The 19,544-nt window shown below is 60.2% G+C and carries 10 protein-coding genes; 7 read left to right on the plus strand and 3 right to left on the minus strand.

Annotated features, from left to right (window positions below; all coding sequences use genetic code 11):
* Positions 1-577 precede the first annotated feature (577 nt).
* From ACIQTZ_RS11880 to ACIQTZ_RS11890, 3 genes are all read left to right on the plus strand, one after another.
* Positions 578-823, plus strand: a complete 246-nt coding sequence (locus tag ACIQTZ_RS11880; protein WP_216926695.1) for a hypothetical protein — start codon at positions 578-580, stop codon at positions 821-823.
* A gap of 365 nt (positions 824-1,188) precedes the next feature.
* Entirely contained in the window at positions 1,189-2,826 is a 1,638-nt protein-coding gene (locus ACIQTZ_RS11885; RefSeq protein WP_402980747.1) for a hypothetical protein, read from the plus strand.
* A 1,207-nt stretch (positions 2,827-4,033) separates the two neighbouring features.
* Positions 4,034-4,804 (plus strand): ParA family protein, encoded by a 771-nt coding sequence (locus tag ACIQTZ_RS11890; RefSeq protein WP_402980750.1) that lies wholly within the window; start codon positions 4,034-4,036, stop codon positions 4,802-4,804.
* Between the two features lie 846 nt (positions 4,805-5,650).
* Here the strand turns inward: ACIQTZ_RS11890 and ACIQTZ_RS11895 are convergent.
* Complete coding sequence (locus ACIQTZ_RS11895) at positions 5,651-6,238, minus strand: recombinase family protein (protein ID WP_402980753.1); 588 nt, start codon at positions 6,236-6,238, stop codon at positions 5,651-5,653.
* A 349-nt stretch (positions 6,239-6,587) separates the two neighbouring features.
* Between ACIQTZ_RS11895 and ACIQTZ_RS11900 the strand changes: the two genes are divergently transcribed.
* Positions 6,588-7,109, plus strand: a complete 522-nt coding sequence (locus tag ACIQTZ_RS11900; RefSeq protein ID WP_402980756.1) for an RNA polymerase sigma factor — start codon at positions 6,588-6,590, stop codon at positions 7,107-7,109.
* Positions 7,106-7,927, plus strand: a complete 822-nt coding sequence (locus ACIQTZ_RS11905; protein ID WP_402980759.1) for a peptidase M56 family protein — start codon at positions 7,106-7,108, stop codon at positions 7,925-7,927. Before ACIQTZ_RS11900 ends, ACIQTZ_RS11905 begins: the two co-directional genes overlap by 4 nt.
* Positions 7,928-8,134: 207 nt before the next feature.
* On the opposite strand, the gene ACIQTZ_RS11910 is transcribed toward ACIQTZ_RS11905, so the two are convergent.
* Together ACIQTZ_RS11910 and ACIQTZ_RS11915 are read right to left on the minus strand one after the other, a co-directional pair.
* The gene (locus ACIQTZ_RS11910) at positions 8,135-8,566 is read right to left on the minus strand and encodes a hypothetical protein (RefSeq protein WP_402980762.1); all 432 of its coding nucleotides are present in this window, start codon (positions 8,564-8,566) and stop codon (positions 8,135-8,137) included.
* A gap of 116 nt (positions 8,567-8,682) precedes the next feature.
* On the minus strand, positions 8,683-8,889 hold the full coding sequence (locus tag ACIQTZ_RS11915) for a hypothetical protein (RefSeq protein ID WP_402980765.1): 207 nt from the start codon (positions 8,887-8,889) through the stop codon (positions 8,683-8,685).
* Positions 8,890-9,409: 520 nt separating this feature from the next.
* Between ACIQTZ_RS11915 and ACIQTZ_RS11920 the strand changes: the two genes are divergently transcribed.
* The gene (locus tag ACIQTZ_RS11920) at positions 9,410-12,328 is read left to right on the plus strand and encodes a hypothetical protein (protein ID WP_402980768.1); all 2,919 of its coding nucleotides are present in this window, start codon (positions 9,410-9,412) and stop codon (positions 12,326-12,328) included.
* On the plus strand, positions 12,325-18,558 hold the full coding sequence (locus ACIQTZ_RS11925) for a polymorphic toxin type 43 domain-containing protein (RefSeq protein WP_402980771.1): 6,234 nt from the start codon (positions 12,325-12,327) through the stop codon (positions 18,556-18,558). Before ACIQTZ_RS11920 ends, ACIQTZ_RS11925 begins: the two co-directional genes overlap by 4 nt.
* Positions 18,559-19,544: the final 986 nt, after the last annotated feature.

Consider the following 19,544-nt stretch of genomic DNA (forward strand, 5'->3'; position numbering starts at 1 on the left):
GGCAATGAGTTGTGCATGTGCGAAGCATGTAGGTAGGATGTCACCCAATTGGCCTCAAGGAGATGCTGCAGGTGCGCGGCCACGACAGGACCTGTATGGCTACAGTTCTCTCTTAAATCGGACTCAGGGAGATTCACATGGAGGAGTACCACCCGCCCAAGCTAATCGGAAAGAAGGCGCCAATGAACTGCCTTGTACTCCCTCACCAGCACTACAACGCTTGGAAGGCGACTCAGCGATACGACATGTCTTTCGGCGAGTACGTGGGAGCTCTGATAGATCGAGCGGAAGGCCGCCCCAATAAACTCGACGGGATGATACGTGCCACCTCGCAGACAGAGGGACCTTAGCAGGTGTTGAAGCGATCCTGGCGCCGTGGACGCCACCTCTGCGTCTTAGGTTCCAGGCACGTAGGTGGACTACTCATCCTCAGAAAGGAGCGGTCACCATGAGAGAGGCAGCTTCACGTCCCTCATGCCCTGGCTCTTGGGCCAGCGAAGGGGCCACCCATACCCGGCACGACACGCCCATTAAGGCTTCCCACTTAATGCCTAGCGTTAACGCTAGTTTTACGACCATGACTACATCTCCCGTTCGCAGAAAGCGCGGGACAGGAATTGGCAACGTTCAGTTGGTGACGACTGTCCCTAAAACAGACAAGAAGCTAGTTGTCGATCTTGCCGAGCAACTGGGGCTGTCCCAGAGCGAGGCCATGGAAGTCATCCTCAAACACCTACGCACCGAACTTGCACAAGACGGTATCCCCGTCTGGTTCGATCGGAACCAGTTGCCGGAGGCTCTGCCTATCGCGCAAGCAAGTTAAAGTCTGAAGGCCCGCACTAGGCGGGCCTTCAATAAGTATTCAGTTCAGATCACGTTCTTGGCGGGACCAGATCCGAACTATTCGAAGCTTCCTCTTACGAGGACGCTCCCTTTGTTACATCCTCATCCACGATAAGGAGTATTGCCTCCATGGTACCGGATGCCGTTTTGGCGTCAACGCATACACGCGCGAGTGTCGGCGCGTCATCAATCACACCCGAGCATGCTTGGAGCCTTGCTCCGTTGATTGCTGGCGCTCCGTCGTACCGTTTGGGGCGTTGGATTGGCCAGAAGTTTCAATACCCCCGGCCAACGAATGCGCCGAAGATCACACGGTCGCTGCCGGAACGGCCTGCAGCAGTTGCTGTGCACGGGGTCGATGGCAGTGTCGCCACCCTGTGCCTGGACTTTGATACATCCAAGGCCCTGAAGGGTGTTGTCGACGCGGACGCGGCCCGGACGGGGCGGTTGTTGTCCGCCTGCGGCGTCACGTTTGTGGAGGACTTCTCCCCCAGCGGTGGCCGGCACCTCTATGTCCCGCTGCAGGATCGTTTGGACGCGGCCGAGGCCAGGGAACTTGTCGAGGCGCTGGCTCTGACCGCGTCGAGCCTGGACCCGAGTCCTCATCAGAACGTCACAGACGGGTGTATCCGTGTGCCAGGTTCGGTGCATAAGTCTGGTGGCCACCAAACCCTGATCACTCCCCTATCGGCGGCGTATGACATTCTGCGCCGCCGCAACCCGGCGGCCGCGGTGGTTGAGTTGCGGGCTGCGTTGGCGCCGGAGCTGGCCCGCAAGCGCGCCCTGAAGGCCCGTACCGCCAAGACGGTTGCTGCGCAGCGCACCGGCACCCTGCCGGCACTTCCCCTGGGTTCGGGTAGTGAGGCTCCGCTGCGGCATGTGGCCCGGACGGGGTTGTATGACACGGCCCGGTACAAGAGCCCGTCAGAGGCCCGCATGGCGGTCCTGAATCACTTCAGCGCCTGCGGCTGGTCCCTGACCCAGGTCGAGGGCGAACTTGGCGGCCAGTTCCCCGGTCTGGCAGCCCTATACGGATCCCCGGAACGGCAGGGACGGCTGCTGCCGTTCGAGTGGGCCAAAGCCCAAGCCTTCACCGCCGCCAACCCGGCTTCGCAGAAACCACTCCCCCGGAAACACGGGGAAAAGAGTGTACTTATTAACAACACAAGCCGGACTTTAATCACGGGGGGGCGGGAAGAACCCAGCACTGCTGCAGTGCACCAGCTCGTGAACGACCTGGAAAACATCCTTTACGCGGTCCTGGACCACAGACTTCAATCCAAAGGCCGGCAAGGCCTTAGTCTCCGGCTGCTCATCCGTGGACTACTGGGGTACATGCGGGCTAAGGAAACAGATATCCTCGACGTCGGCTGCCGCACCTTGGCCGCCGCTATGGGCAAACACCATGTCACCATCGCCCGGCTCCTGCCCATCCTCGCCGGAGCCTCAGATGGGATCCTTACCAAGATCGCTGACGCCCACTACAAAGCCGCCGATGTGTACCTGATCCAGCTCCCCGAGCAGTACCAGCAGCTGGCCCGCGAACTGACCTGGCGCAAAGGCAAAATCCACGGAATCAGGCCCGTCTTCAGGGCTCTGGGGGACGCTACTGCCCTGGTGTACGAGGCGATCGAACGCTGTCGGCACTCCCCCACCACCGCGGATCTAGTCCGCACCACCGGGGTTAGCCGTAACGCCTGCTCAAATGCCCTGGCCGAATTGGAAACCCTGGGCATGATCCAACGCCTGAACGGCGTGTGGAAGACCACCACCGCCAACCTGCGCATGCTCGCCGCCCGAGTCGGCGTCCTGGATGACTACCTCGAACACATCGCCCGAAACCGCCGTGAACGCGCCAAATGGCACGCCCACCTCGACCGCTTCCGCGACACCCACATCAATGAAACCGACCTCTACGATGCCGAACGCGACGAACACTGGGCCCCACCAGACGAGAACCTCCACCTTTGGCACGCTGCCTGAGTCCCGGCGCGGGTCTTCCCCGCACGGCGAAATCCTTGAGCCGAGGGATTTTTCGGAATCTAGTTACTTGCTCGCCCATCTTTCATGAGCGGCTTGCCTTGTCATACCGGTTTCGCGACCAATGTCTGCCCAAGTTGCACCGGCAGTACGTGCTTCCGCGACGACTTGATCTAATCGCACGGAGGCTCGACGTAGACTGTGGGCGGCCATCTGAACCGCCCAGGTTAAAGCATGCCGACGCCACTCTCCTAGTGCCGAATGCTCTAGTGCGATCGGCGGGATAGCAGGAGACCCCAAGAGTGCTCTAGCTTCACGTGTCGTCCCCACTATCCGGAAGTGGCATCCAGCCCGATTCCACGGGTCGCCCGCCCAACCGCATTCGCAGGAGGCCTGCCATCCAACAGTTGAATCCTCTGGGACGATTTCAAAGCCCGGCCGCTCAGGATGTCGGTGGTGGTGGCCGGTTACCCCTTCGACGACGACGCCGCCGGGTTCGTACCGTTCTCCGAGTCTGCCATCCGCCAGAACGACTCCTAGACGGCCGACGTGGACACCGTCTCCCAAGTCCCAAATCATCATCGTTGCTCTCTGTCAGGAATTCTTGACAGGTTCATCTTAGGTTGATGGAGCACCTAAAAAGTCGGCCAAATTTTATAATGACAGAAATAAATATCAATTGGCATCGTTAAGCTCTTGAATCTTGGGGACATAAATCACGTCCAGGGGCCGGATGGGTCCTAGAGACCGCGCCGCGGTCGGGGTGCTTTAGAAAATGCTGGAGGTAAAAGAAGCGCTGGATGTCATGGAGGGGGCTCGCCCATGGCCACGGCCGCCATAACCGCAGTCCTCCGTACATACTTGCTTTCCATCAATATTTCTGTCATGACAGAAATATTGATGGAAAGATACATAGATTGACGTATTGGTGGATTGGTGGATAGGTGGATGGACAGACGGACGTATGGTTTCCGTCGTGCTCCCACATGCCACTCCCCCTGCCCGAGTGGGCCACTGGCCGCCCAGGCAGTTCGCACCATCCATCTTTCTGTCTTGACAGAAAGAAATAAATGACGACCGACCATCTATCCATCAATATTTACGTCATGACAGAAATATTGATGGATAGATGGTCGTATGGACATACGTAATGATTGGTTGATAGATTGAGGGAAGGAAAGAGTGTCAATAAGACCAGAAGGGTGTCGGCGTGAAGGTAACAGCAATCGGAAACCGCAAGGGCGGAGTTGGTAAAACCTCCGTCACGCTCGGTCTTGCCACCGGTTTGAAGCTTATTGGCAGGCGGGTCCTCGTCATCGATCTCGACCCTCAAGCCAATGTGTCCGAGGCCTTGGAGGGAGCGGGGGAGTTCGATGTCTTTGACGTTCTCTACGGGGGTGAGGCCGGCACTCTCGGGCAGGCAATCACCGAAACAAGCTGGTCGGGGATCGACCTGATTCCAAGCTCGGAGGCCTTGGCACGTTTGGAATCCGAGGCGCTCATGACTCCGGAAATGCGCCTTAAGACTGCCGCTTATGGCGCGGCGGAGCTCGAAGAGTATGACCACGTGTTAATTGATCTACCGCCAGCTTTGGGCAGACTAACACTCAACGGTTTGATATGGGCGGATCGAGTGCTGGCAGTGACCGAACCGGCTGCCTTTTCCGTAAAGGGAGTGACGGAGTTTCTGGAGACGGTCAAGAAGGTCAAATCACTGCCGCACTTGAATCCGGCGCTGGATTTCTTGGGCATCATCATTAACAAGACGAGCTCACCGCTGACCTCTGAGCATGCCTACCAGATCGGGGAACTCCAGGGAGCATATGGTTCTGAGGTTCGCGAACCGCATTTGCCCTTGCGGACGGCAATGCAGGACTCGGTGAGCATGAAATCGCCCCTAGCGAAGATGCCGGGAAGGGGAGCGGCGATTATGACAGAGAAGTTCGTTGCTCACGCGCGATACCTGGACGGGGTCAACTGAGATGGCACTCGAACGTAAATCCGTAATCCGTAAAGCCCCTGCAGCCGACGTGGTCGATGTGCTGACGACGGCGAAGCCCGCTGACTCACAGAGTAACGACCAACAGTCATTGGCTCACAAGCCAGAATCGATAGCGGCATCGTCGCCAGAAGCCTCCGTATCGGGTCTCCGGCGACCGGGTCCAGGAAGGCCTCGTGGGAAACGGCGTATGGAACCCTTCTCATCGAAGATCGAGATAAACCTTCGTGATGACCTGGATGCCTATCTCGCCGAGAGCGGCGTCACGATCACGGATTTCCTTGATGAGGCGATCCGAGAGAAGTTGGCCTCAATAAATACGTCTGGACAGAAATAAAAGTTTCAGCCACATGAGGTCCGAGAAGCACGGGAAGTTGATGTGCAAGCAGGCACTTCCTGACGGAGGCCGCCAGACAGGCTGGCGGCCTCCGCTCCCACTAGGGGATGTTGTGCCAGAACAGGCGGATAACATCAACGGCTAGCCGGATGATGTTGACCACCAGGTTCCAGGCGCCCCATGGTTCTTCACGTTTCCGTTTGGATTCCATGCCGGCACCTCCTCCCGGAGGAACAGGGCACGGCACGCACGTGTTTGTGGGCACAACAGCGTTGCGCCCTACGTGCGTAGGGCCATAGACTCAAAGTGTGATGTTCGAGGTTCTAAGGCCCTCTTACCGCACCAATGAGCGCACCGCTCAGAACATGGATCCGATGGCAGTCGGGTCCAATGTTCGTTAACGGCACAGCAGGCTGTTGCCTGATGACTTAAGCCTATCGGCCCCACGACGTCGTGCCCGGCATGAAGCACCAGGCCTTGCCGGCCGGATTTCACGAGCCCGCGTTGTGAGCGGGGGAGCGGGGCGGCAGGTGCCGGTACAGGGTGGTTCGGGCAAGGCCGGTCTTGGTGACGATCTCGCGCATAGTCGCACCCTTCTCGCGCAGCATGAGGGCGTATTCGAGCTTGGCGGCGTCCACCACGGAAGGTCGGCCGGTTCGGCGGCCGTTGGCTGTGGCCACGGCGCGGGCGTGGGCTGCCCGTTCGGCCGCGTAGGTGCGTTCCATCTCGGCGAAAAGCGCCAGCATGACAACGGCAAGCTGCGCCATGGGGCTGTCAGGATTGGAGGTGTCGATCCGCAGGGGATCGGCTAGGGTCCGGACGCCGACACCACGCTCTTTGAGCTCGTGCATCAGGTTTAGGGTGTCCCTGACGGTGCGGCCGAGCCGATCCAGGGTGTGGACGACGATCACATCCCCGTCCCTGGCGTGCTCGAGCGCAGCGTGAAGCCCTGGCCGGTCTCTGGTGGCTCCGGACCTTTTATCCGCGAAAACTTTGGTGATGCCGACGGATGCCAGGGCATCGAGCTGCCGGCTCAGGTCCTGTTTGGCCGTGGAGACCCGGGCGTATCCGATTTCCATGCGTGCACCGTACCGGAAGCTTCTCCTGTGACGGTCCTCTTTCTCCCGAGTTTTGGTATTAGATCCGGTACAAAAATTTCTTCAAAGGTGCGCGGATCCGGGTATGGGGAGTGTCCCGACGTGGTGTGTTCCACTTCCAAGGAAGCGGACGACCACTGGGACGTTGTGGAAGTCCAACAACCTGTAGCCGCATTAGGCGCGTGGGTTGTAGAAGCTCGTGATTGGACTTCTTTTGATTACCGCGAACCCTTTTGGGCTGTCGCGGACAATACAGAGTATGGGGGATGTTGAGACTCGAGACGAAGGCTTGTGGACTCGGAGCCTTGGAGGAGACGGGCGTGCATTCGGAATGCTGTTCGATCGTCACCGCGACAGGGTCTTCCGCCACGCCTATCGCATCTGTGGTGACCGGAGCGCCTCTGAAGACGTCATGGCGACGGCCTTTCTGGAATTGTGGAGGCTTAGGCAGAAGGTGATTCTGGTGGAACAGTCCATCCTTCCTTGGTTGTTGGCCACCACAACAAACGTCGCCAGAAATACCCAGAGGGCTTCACGCAGATACCGCAAGATGCTCGATTCCCTGCCGCGGCAGGAGGAGGCCAGCATCGATAGTGGCGAGCTGGCCTACCTGCAGTCAGCCTTGGACAAGAACGTGATTGATGCCCTGAAATGCCTGGGCACCACGGATCTTCAACTCTTCAGTTTGGTGGCGTTTGAGGGTTACACGGTCGCGGCTGCTGCTGGGCTCCTGAAACTCACGCCTTCCGCCGCGAAAAGCCGAATGCATCGTGCCCGCATGCTGATGAAAAGTGCCTTGAAACAGCAGCAACGGGGTCCCGGACAGCTCGCCATGGAAGGAGAACGATCATGAACCACCTCAAAGCCGGTCAAGAATTCAGCATGGCACTTCGCCAGGAACTGGTGGCCAGAGTCGACCAAGCAACGACTGCACGGCGTCGCAGGGCTGCTCATCGTTGGATCGGTGTGTGCGCCTTCGTGGGCGCCGGCCTTCTCGGAGGGGTAGGGGCCGCGGCATCTGGCCTGATCACCATCCCAGGCGCTCCGCAGATCACCCCACTGGGAACGCCGACCACGAAAACCTATACGGGGACAGCCACCGTTGAATTCGGAGAGGCTCCACCGGACGCGACAGCCATCCAGATGAAGCTGACATGCCTGACAACAGGATCCTGGGCGTACGAGTCTGGCGCGACGAGCAGCTGCAAAGCCACGGACGTCGATAGCCGCTGGGGCGTGACGAAATTTCAGATCCCGCTCGAACCGGGGAAGGACAGCACCACAATCGCCACACAAGCGCAGAGCAAGTGGGAACTGACATGGACCTTTGTGAATGAGCAGTCCACGGGCTGGGCCACGAACGACGCCGGCAAAACGTATGGTGCACAGAACGACAAAGGACTGCCTGAGATGGTTCTCGTGGTGGACACGAATGGTGTCCGGGGATATGTCAATAAGGACGAGCTTGAGGACGCTACGGGTCAGGCTGTGGCACTCACCTTCAAAACCAGGGAAGAAGCCCTCGCCTGGCAGGAGTCACGAAAGGGCAAGACATTCAAGATCCCGGTCTACGATTCCGACGGGAAAACAGTCGTGGGTGAATTCGTTATCAGCAACGGTGAAGGCTCGGTTCCCGTCCAACCTGAAGCATCATCGAACCCCACGGGCTGATTATTGCGGCTAAGCGCCACCGAATACCCTCGAAGCAATACGGGGAGTGTCCCAGCCTGAACTGTCCCACTACCAAGGAAGTGGGCGAGTGTCAGTTTTCGAAGTCGGCTGCACAGATGTCCGAAGTCGGCTGCATGGGCGTCCGTAAGGGGATCCTTGAGCGGACGGTGCGCGCTCAAGGATCCGTACCTGACGCGAACGAGCTGACTATTTGGGTTGATCCTCAAGCTTCGTCGTGTTTACGGTGAAGGTCCCAGACTTCAGCTCGACTTCGGAAACTTCCTTAGTGCCCTGCCCCTCGACGACCACCTTGTAAAACCCTTGTCCAGTTGGCACGCCCGAGACTTTGAAGTCAAAAACGCAGATATAGCCGTTATTCGGACTGCGGTCCTCCAGCTTGCCTGGACCGACTTCGCCCATGGCCACCGTGGTGCCATTGGCTTGGATCTTAACTTGATCACCAGTCTTAAGGACATTGGCGTTCTGCGACGTGCATGTTGATCCCTTAAGGCTGTAGTCCTCAAGTTTTCCGGCTGCGTCAAATGTGCTCTGCGGAGTGGCCGACGCGCCCCCACATGCGGTAAGAGCGGAAATGGTAAGCAGGGTGATAGCTGATAGCACTACTTTTCGAACGCTCATGTTCCCCAGATCTTCTTTTTTGGTTGGAGGCCATTATCCCCGCGGGGATGGTATCTAAGTGGGCGCGACATGGCCGAAATGCGTTGTCCGGCCCCTTGTCACTTCGCCTGTTGCGATCAGCTTTGGTGGTACGAGATAGGGTTTTGGGACTTGCTCAGCTCGACCTGCGTTCCAACCCGTGGATCTCCTTCCAACAAGTCACCCACTACTTCCAAGCGATTACCGTGCTTGATCAGACCCCGCATGGTTGCCACGGCAAGAATGGTGCCAGCTGAATCCACGATGCGCACCTGGTCCTCCTCGATGGCTCTACTGGCCTTCATTACCCAACATCCACGGCCGGCTTCCCAAGCGTCACGCTCGCTCATGTTCGGCTCGGACCCCACCCAACTACGACCCAGGGGGTCGTTCTGTACGTCCTGTTTCTGGCCCAATTTGATTTGCAGCACGCTGACTCCTCCATACCTAGCTACTTGATAACTTGAAAACAAGTATACATGTAACCAAGTATCGGTCAATCGCTCCCACGTCCGCTCACACACCCCGGCTCCAAGGCCGGGCGCGCCGCCCGTAAGCCGGTCGTCACCCGGTTCACTCTCAGCTCTCTTCTGCAGTGCTCTCGGGGATCAGTCCGTTCTCGGATGCTTTGGTTTGGTAGTCGTTTCGCGGAGTTGTTGAGTGGGTTCTTCGTCACATCTCACATGTTTCTGTGTGTTGACTGGATTTTTCTTGGCAAAAACCTTAAGTCCGGGTTAGTCTCCTTTCGCTAGTCGAATTTGGGGGTTCCTGACGGCAACTGACGCATCCCTCTGTCGAGTGACTTTTGCTCCAGAAAGTGATGCTGTGGCTTCTTCTGCTGCCTTCCTTCGTCGTGCTTGCATCCCTGCGCTGACGGTTTCGTTGTTCCTTGCCGGTCTTGCTGTGCCTGCTGCTGTTGCGGGCCCTGGCGTTCAACCGGCCGAGACAGCACCCACGGTTGAACCGAGTCCGGGTGGCGCCGTCGCGGAGCCCGGGTCCGAGGCAGCTGCGCAGGCGGAGGCAAAAGCGTCGGGGGAGAAGGTGGTTGTTGATTCCGCGACGACCCCGACGGATCTGACGGTCGCTAACCCGAACGGAACGTTCACTCGTTCTATTTCGACGTTGCCGGTGCGGATGGAAACCAGCGGGGGATGGGTGGATATTTCCACTGATCTGGTCAGGACCGTTGAGGACGGCAAGACCGTGATCAAACCGGAGCAGGTACCTGTTGATGTAACGATCGGTGCTGGCGGGTCGAGCACCATGGCGACTATTGATGACCAGAAGGGTCACTCGATCACGCAGTCCTGGCCGTTCGGTACTTTGCCTGAGCCTGTGCTTGAGGGCGATACCGCCACGTACCGTCAGGTGCTGCCCGGTGTTGATCTGGTCCAGATCGCGCACCAGACCGGCGTTTCGCAGGTGTTGAAGATCGAGTCCGCCGAGGCGGCCCGGGATCCCCGGGTGGTTCAGATGCGCCTGTTCCTGGATGCTGATAACGCCCAGCTTGGCCAGTCAGCGGAAGGGACTTTGACAGCCACGGGTGATGACACGGGCCAGGTTGAGCTCCGGACCACGGGTGGTCAGTGGTGGGATTCGTCCCAGCAGGGCGCTTCTGCCACGGATCCCGGGACTACCGGGCTGACCAGGCCGTTTACGTTGAGCCTTGGCCAGGACGGGGATAAGCAGACCCAGGTGTTCGGGATGTCGGAGATCCTTGACACCCCTGGGTTGCAGTACCCGCTTTATATTGATCCTTTGTGGCATCAGGACCGTACCTCGTACGTGTTCGTTGATACGGCGTACCCGAATACTTCGTACTGGAATGGCCAGTTCACTGACTCGACGGTCAACGTCGGATATTTGCCGGCGTATTGGGCCCCGGATGGCGTCCAGCACCTGGCCCGGACGTACTACCAGTTCGAGGGCAAACCGTTTGATACGTCGGCGGCGATCATCACGGCCAGGCTGAGTGCGTTGGAGACGTGGTCTTCGTCGTGCACGCCGACTGGTGTGGCGTCGTGGATTACCGGGAACGTGAGCCCGAGTACGACGTGGAACAATCAGCCGTCGTTGACGATGCGCACCGATATCGCTTCGGTCGCGAAAGGTTACAGCTCTGCGTGTCCTGCCGGGACGGTCGGTTTTGATTTGATGGCGGGCAAGAACATTTTGTTGAACTCGACCAAGTGGACGATCATGCTCGCCGCTGACAACGAACTCGACAGCAGCGGTCTGGGCTGGAAGCGGTTCTCGAACGTCGGCACCCTTGATGTGGACTACAACCGCAACCCGTACGGCCCGGCGATTGACTCGGTCCAGTCCGGCCGCTGGACGGACGTTCCATGGGATTCGAAGTACGTTACCCGTATCAACAAGCCCAAACTGTCCGTGTTCGCCGGCGACCCGGACGCCGACGGCGGCAACATCGAAGTTGATTTCAGTGTCCGTCCGGCCGCTGGTGGTGCGAACGTCTTCACCGGCGCCGTTTACAACACGTCCCCGACGTGGAAGTCGGTCTCGATTGATTGGGGAAGCACTCCGGCGCTGGCGGAGGGCGACTATATCTTTGAGGCCAGGGCACTGGACATCTGGGGTGGTATCTCACCGCTGATGAGCTTCGCCTTCAGCGTGGACACGACAGCCCCACAACCGCCTGTGGTGACCTCAAAGAGCAACAACCTCTCGCCCTACAACGTCGCAGTGACTGACTACACGGACTTGTACAACGAGCCGGGTAAGGTTCCGTATCAGTTCGAGATCTCGAATTCCTTTACCAGCGGCCGTGAGATGCGGGCCAGTGGATTTATCTATGCGGTCAGTGAGCTGCAGCAGGTCACTCCGCCGGCGACGGTGACCTGTCAAACTCCGCCGACGAAGGAATTCATCGTCCTGTGCCCTGAAACGCCGAAGGTCGTGATCAACATTGGCACGGTCAGTAAGACGTCGTACCTGTCGGTGTGGGCGTTCGACGCCGCCGGGAACGTCAGTGGTGAAACATACCGCAAGAGCAACCCGAAGACAGTCTCGCTTACAGTTCTGGAACCGGACCCCGTCCGGTCCGTTGAGCAATTGAACCTGTTCGGTGGGGCGGTGTGGAAGGACATCGTGACCACGCAGGCTTCCGGTGAGCAGCGCAAGCCGACGGGAACCTGTGGGACCGAAGACGCCACGGGCACGACCAGCGCCAAGGCCCTCCAGCTCGGTGCAGGGGCGAAGGCCGAGTACCCGTCCCGGGCCGTGGACACCGCGGAGAACTTCAGCATGTCCGCCTGGGTGTGCCCTGTTGGCTTCAACGGTTCGATCCAGTCGTTGATCACCCAGCTCGCCGGATCCACCCCGGGCGCGGCACTTGAGATCGACGAAGTGACCAAGGCCGCACGTCTGCAGGCATGGACGGGGGCGAGTTCCAGTCACATCGTCAAGGGCGACCCGCTCGTTGCCGGTGGGTGGCGGTACGTCACCGCCGTGTATGACAAGATCAACCGCCAGCTCCGGCTCAGCTCCACCTCCGGAACCACGGTCACGACATGGGTGATCGCCGCGTCCCAGAACAACATCGTCAGCGCAGGATCCACCCAAAAAGTTGTCATCGGGCAGAGCATGACCGGCACCCAGCAATTCACCGGGAAGATCTACCGGCCGATGCTGACCAAGGGCATGCTGACCACCGCACAGTTTGACAGCGTGCAAGACGCTTTCATGAACGCCGACGGCACGGAAAAGACAGGACTGCTCAAATGAGAACAGCCACCATCTGGGCAGCTCCTGCCAAAATTCTTTTGACCGCGGCCCTGTCAGCGGGGCTGATTGTCTCCGGGTCAGGGTTCACGACCGTCCCGGACGCTGCACCAGCGCAGGCGGCGTTCACGCCGGCCGACCCGGACATGGGAACGCCCATCCCGGTCCAACGCTGGACCGCACCAGAACCGGCCAAAACCGTACCAAGCGGTGTTGAGGCCACCGCGGCCGCGCCTGCCGCTGACACCGTCCTCGGCGAAACACCGACCGCGGCCACGGTGGGGCAGAAGACCGGTCGGGTGCCGATGACCGATTCGGTGCCAACGAGCTCGAACGGCACCTCGAACTTCACCGGTCTGCCAGGTGTCGGTGCGGGAACGTGGGGGACCACCGGGCAGACCGGTGGGTTCACCTGGAACTACCCCTTCTCCATCCGGAACGCCCCGGCCGGTAAAACCCCCGCCCTGGGGCTCGCGTACGACTCGACGATCTTGGATGGATTGACCAGTTCCACGAACACCCAGGCCTCCGTCGTCGGTGACGGCTGGACTCTGGCCGGTGCCGGCAGGATCCGCCAGAACTTCGGCGCCTGTAAGGACCAGATGCCTGCCGGGACCCCCACGTGGGATTTGTGCGGCAACCCCGGTGGTCAGCAGTTCAGCATCTCGTTCGGCAGCCGCTCCGGGCTCATCGTCCAGGACGCCAACCCTGCGACGGACCCGAAACTGAAGTACCGTCTGCAGAACGATGACGGCAGCCGTCTCGAGTACCTCACCGGGGCCACGAACGGCACCTTCTCGGGGGACTACTGGAAGATCACAGACCCCGAGGGCACCCAGTATTTCTTCGGCGTGAACCGGCTCCCGGGGTGGAGCAGCCCGACGCAGTACACCAACTCCACCGATTATGTCCCGGTCCGGGCTGCCAACAGCGACCAGCCCTGCGCTCACCTGATCCCCACCGGTGATTTCTGCCAGCAGGCCTACGCCTGGAATCTGGACTACATCGTGGATGTCCACGGGAACTCCCAGGCGTTCTACTACACCCAGGACACGAACTACTACCACACCAAGGCCGGCACCGGCCCCACGTACTCCTACGTCCGGGCCAGCCGCCTGACCCGTGTCGATTACGGCATGCGCGCCGGCAGCGAACTGACAGCCAAAGCCCCCATGACTGTGAACCTGGGCTACACGGGCCGCTGCGAACAAGGCACCAGTTGTGCTGCCGGCAACGACGTCCCGTACGAGCAGTTCAACTGCCCCACCGCGACGAACTGCCCCGTGCAGGCACCGACCTTCTACACCCACTACCGGCTCTGGAACGTCATCTCCCAAACCCTGGTCGGCTCCAGCTACGGCAACGCCGATATCTGGACCCTCGGACACAGCATGCCCAACCCCCTAGATGGCACCAGACCAGCCCTGTGGCTTGCTTCGCTAACCCACCAAGGCGCGGACACCACCAGCACGGGCATCACCTCGTGGGTGACCGACCCGCCCATCACGTTTGACGGGCACGGCATGTACAACCGGGTCCAGGACATCCGCTCCGGACAGTCATCGATGAACCGCATCCGCCTGGACAAGATTAACAACAGCACCGGCGGCCACACAGACGTGGCCTACCTGCCGGCCGAATGCACGAAAGAAGACATCACCGGCGGCAGCGCCGACGGCAAACCCGACATCGTCCCCGAAACGAACACTAAACGCTGCTTCCCGCAATATTGGGTCCCCACGGACCCGATCGTCGAGGAAGAACGCCTGTCGTACTTCAACATCTACCCGGTAGCCAAGGTCACGACCTACTCCAGCTCCGGCAACGACGGCAGCACCCCGATGCAAACCACCTACGACTACATCGGCACACCGCTGTGGAAATACGCCGGCCCCAAATACGACACCTCCACCGGCGGCTCCCACAAGACCTGGTCCGTGCTCGGCGGCTGGTCCCAGGTCAAGGTCACCACGGGCAACGACCCCGTCGCGGCCAACAACCCCTACACCATCTCCACGTACCTCCGTGGCGGTCACGGCACCCCGTCCAACACCTCCGGCGGCATGCGCTCCATAACTGTCACCTCCTCCGATGGTGTGACGGCCTCGGTTCCTGACTGGCCCTGGTTCGCAGGACACGTCCTGGAAAAGCGCAGCTACAAAGGCAGCGGCGGCACCTACCTTTCCGGAACCGTCACCAAACCCTGGATGGCCGGGAACCCAACTGCGACCTCCACCGCAGCCCTCGGGTCGGTGAAGGCCTACTTCACCGGAACCGAGTTCACCCAAACCCAGATCGCCTCCAGCCAAGGCAGCGGCTGGCGCAAGACAAAAACCACCAACACCTACGACACCCTCGGCCGGGTCGTGGCCGTCAGCGACGAAGGCGAGATCGGCCCCTCAACCGATGACAGCTGCACTACCACCAGCTACGCGGACAACACCGCACTGAACATCCTGTCCCTGCCCGCCGTCACCTCGACCTACACCGCTGTGTGCAATACCTCTGGCGTGACCCTGTTGAAGTCCACCCGGACTCTGTATGACGGATCAACCTCAGCCATTCCGGGCACGACCGGGTATGTCGTCCCGACCAAGGCTGACAAGACCCGCGTTGACGCTGCCACCGCCGTGTCCGGAGGGACCGCCACGGCATGGCAGACCGGCCCGACCACCATCTACGACGCCCTGGGCCGCCCCACCCAGTCCACCGACAACAGCACCGGAACGGCCCGCGTCACATCCACCACGTACGCGCCAGCCACCGGTGCCGCCACTACGGTCACGAGTAAAAACGCGGCCCAGTGGTCCACGGTCACGACCTTGGACGTGATCCGCGGAAACACCCTGAAGACCGTGGACCCGAATGGCCACGAAACCAGCGCCAAGTACGACCCGTCAGGCCGCGAGATCGCATCCTGGGACATCCGCCGTCCCCAGGCAAGCTACCCGCAGGACCCGTCAGTAGAGACCAGCTACAACATCTCCACGACCAGCCCGTCCTGGGTAAAGAAGACCACCCTCAGCGGTAACCAGGACCCAACGAATAGCTACACCATCTACGACGGTATGGGCCGTGTCCGCCAAACCCAGGCACAGTCCCCGGGCCAGGGCACGATCGTCACCGACACGACGTACAACTCCGCCGGGCAAAAAGACCTGGAACGTAACGCCTACTACGTCAACTCGGAACCTGACGGCGCTCTGGTCACCCCGACCATCGCAGTACCCTCCTCGACCTTGTATGAATACGAAGCGGGTGGTCGTGTTTCGGCTGTCCGGGCCATGGCCGGGGAAACCGACGAAATCTCCAAAACCCAGTACACCTACACCGGTGTCGACACCACCACCGTGACCGTCACCGACGACACAGGATTTACGACCTCACCGGTCAAAACACTGACAAACACCGACGGGAAGCTCCAGACCCGCACCAGGTACTACGGGACCACAGCGACCGGATCCGCTGATGTCAGCTCCTACGTGTATGACGTGTTCGGGCAGCTCACCGGGATGGGCGACGGTTCTAACCTGTGGTCCTGGGCCTACGACCCGGCGGGTCGCCAGGTCAGCAGCGAAGACCCCGACACCGGCACCAGCACCACGACCTACGACGCTGCCGGCAGGGTCGCGTCCCGGACCGACGAGCTGAACACGGTCACCAAGTACACCTACGACGTCCTGGACCGTGTCACCAAGCAGGCCGTCACCGCCGCCGGCGGCACCGAGAAGACCCTGATCACCAACACCTACGACGGGTCCAACACCAAGGGTGTACTCTCCAGCTCCACCAGGAACAACGGCGCCGCCTTCGACCAGCCAGTGACTACCACGTTCACCGGTTTCGACCTCGCCTACACCCCAGGCACAACCACAACCACCCTCCCGGCCGGGCTGACCAACTTCAACGGCTCCTACACCTTCACGAACACCACCACATTCTCCGGGAAAACCGATGTCGCGGGAACCCCGGCCATCGCCGGGCTACCGGCCGAGTCCGTCGGGTACGGTTACGACGTCTTCGACAACCCGACAGAGATTGTCGGCAGCGGCAACAAGTACGCCGGCAACGGCATGTACAACCACCTGGGCCAGCTGACGAAATACACCCAAACGGACAGCAACTACTCCTCCGGCGCCAACACGACCGGGAGCATCGATGTGACCTTCACCTGGGACTCAGCGACCGGGCGACTGGCCAAATCCCAGGCAACAGGCAAGCTGGGCATCGCTTCCCCGGATTTGGGAACCACCAGCTACGACTATGACCCGGCCGGGCGTATCACCTCACGCCAGCAGGCCTACACCGTGCGCCCGTCTTCACCGACGGATAACCAGTGCTACGCGTACGACCACGCTGACCGGATCAAGGCCGTCTGGACACCAGCCACCACGGCCTGCGGTACCGCACCGTCTTCCACGGCCACGACCGTTTCAGGCCTCGGCGGTCCCGCGCCCTACGCCCAGACGTACACCTACACGGCAGCTGGTGACCGGTCACAGGTCAAACGCTTCGGATCCAACGGCAACCTCGCCGTCACCGAAACCTACTCTTACCCCGCACCAGGAACCGTAGGACCCCACAGGGTCCAGTCCGTCACCTCCGTCGCCGGGTCCACCACCACCCCGCAGTCCTTGACCTGGGACACGGCAGGGCGGATGACCAACCGTGCAGGACAAACCATCAACTACACCCTCGACGGAAAGGTCGACACCACCACCGGCACCAGTGCAGTCCCGGCCAACCCGAACCCCAACGCCACAACCGGAACACCACCAGCACCAACAACAGGTGCTGGCAGCACGGGGGCCAGGTACTACGACGCCGGAGGGAACCTCGTCGGCATCACCGACGGAACCGGCACCACCATCACCCTGGGCAGCATCACCGCCCACTCCACACCCGGCGGTGTAAAGACAGCGACCAAGACCTACAGCTTCGCCGGTAAAGTCGTCGCCCAACGCACAGCAACCACCGCGGGGAGCAAAGTTGCGTTCATCATCGGCGACACCATCAACACCGCCCAAACCATGGCCCTGCCCAACACCACTGTCGGAACCGGGGCCGTCACTCTCGTCCGCCGCACCGACCCGCTAGGTCTCGCACGCGGAGCGAACAACACCGGAACCGGCACCGCAGCCTTCACCACCGCTGCGGCAAGCACCTCCGGCACGGGCTCCAACGCCGCCAGCGGGTCAGGGTTCAGTGCCGTCAACGGCTACATCGCCGGACTCGACGACACCATCAGCGCCCTCACCCACCTCGGAGCCAGGGATATGGACCCCGTCCTCGGCGTCTTCACCGCCCCCGACCCCATCCTAGAGACGGGGATAGGGTCGAGGTTCTCCCCGTACACCTACGCTTTTGGCGACCCCATCAACGCCTCCGACCCCAGCGGTCTTAGTATTCAGCAGCCTCTTCCAGATGGGGAGGGAGGAACCTGGGACGGTCACATATTCCAAGGGGCTATGGCCGATGGGGGGCTCAACGTCCCCTACTTCAGCTCCCGACCGGACTACAACTCCATCCTCGCTCCCGCCTCTCACCCGATAACCGGAAATCCAGTCACTGGACACCCAGGCCTGAACAACAGCACTCCTTATCCAAAGAACTTCCGTGAGATCCAAGGAATGTTCTACGGGACTGTACTCGGTGGACTTGTCTGCCCCTTTACGGGTGGATGGGGCTGTGCGGTAGCAAGCTCAGCGCTGACGTCAGGACTAGCTGCTATCGGTAAAGCCCAAGATGGTGGAATTGTCAGTGGCGAGGAAGTTGCTCAAGAAATCGCTGTTGGCATCGCGTGCTTCAGACTCTGCCCTTTGGGGAAGCTCGCCCTCGGCGGCATCATGAAGGGAGCCGGGGCTAAACTCTCGGGAAGCGGCCCTGTTGCTGGTGTACTGGAGGCGAGCGATCGCGTCAAGTCATTGGCCGCGCTTCAAAATTACTATCCTAAGGGGGGCGGCATCGAGTATGTATTTGACCCCGTCACAGGTAGATTCGCGACAGGTCAACCCGCAGCCCACGTCGGTTTGAAGGGAAGTGCTCACGAACAACTTGCGCAAAGCATCGGAGCCAACCCCGAAACGGTGGTAGGTGGAATAATGAGACGCGGAAGCGGTGGATCGATCCTGACCGACGAACAAAGTGGCCATTTCCACCAGAATTGGACTCCTGAGATTCGTGAACAATTCATAAAAACTATGCAGGGATATGGTTTCGATGTCTCACACTAGTTGGGGGACGCCCACATGGATTCGTATTCTTCGACTCACGTCCGGGGGGTCGTGGCTGGGTCTCGTCGGGGACGAGCTGTTCCTTGGTGATTGGGGAGGTCCAAAGAGGCAGCTGCATTCTGATGAGTTGGTAGGGCTGCTTCCATGTCTCGAACGTCCGTTTGATGTGGTGTTTGCTGAACTTGTCGAGCGCGAACGAGAACTGTCCCTGGCTCCGGGGACGCTAACGAACATTGTTCCATTGCATGCTTTACCGATGACTGCATTGGCGACACGAAGGGATTACTGGGCGGCTCTGTCTCTTGATTGGCTCGCAAGGCTTCCCTATGATGACGCGGCAAGAAATGTACTTTCGGAATATGAGAATGCAGCTTGGGCGAGCCAACGAACTAGACACCGGGCTCGAAAGATCAAGAGAGATCGCGGACGCTGAGTGGTCGTGTACCCGAGCAATCGTTTGAGGATCCCTCACCGGGCAGTCGTTCGAACGTTCCTGTTGCAGAAGGTGTTGAGATAGCATGGCTGCCAATTAGCTGCGGCCGCGTTGGGTTGGCCATTCAGAATCTCCGGAGGCCCGCTCTACGATGGTTGGAAATGTTTCACGTCCTGGGTGGTGGCGCCGAGGGGAGTTAAGGCCAAGGTTGCTTTTGCTAGGCGTCATCTTGGGAGTGGCTGGATCGGCCGCTTATTTGCTCAGTTTGGCGTGGGGTAAACCAATGAGGCTGGGGGAGATCGTATGGGCTCTGTTTGCCTTCTTCTTCATCACGTTAGCCACAGTGGTTCTCGGACTTCTCGTCGCAGGAGTCGTCGATGTGATTGGGCGCGTGGTGCCTGAATCGGCATCCCGATCGAGGCGTGCGATGGTCACAGGTGCCGTGGCAGTGGTGCCTTCATCTCTCGCGACCTTTGCCCTTTTCAGCGCTCTTCCCCTGGTACTGTATGCAGATCGCTGGGCGACGGCTGCTGTCACGGGGATTCTCGGAGGT

This window comes from Paenarthrobacter sp. NPDC090520 (assembly GCF_044769205.1).
Classification (GTDB): domain Bacteria; phylum Actinomycetota; class Actinomycetes; order Actinomycetales; family Micrococcaceae; genus Arthrobacter.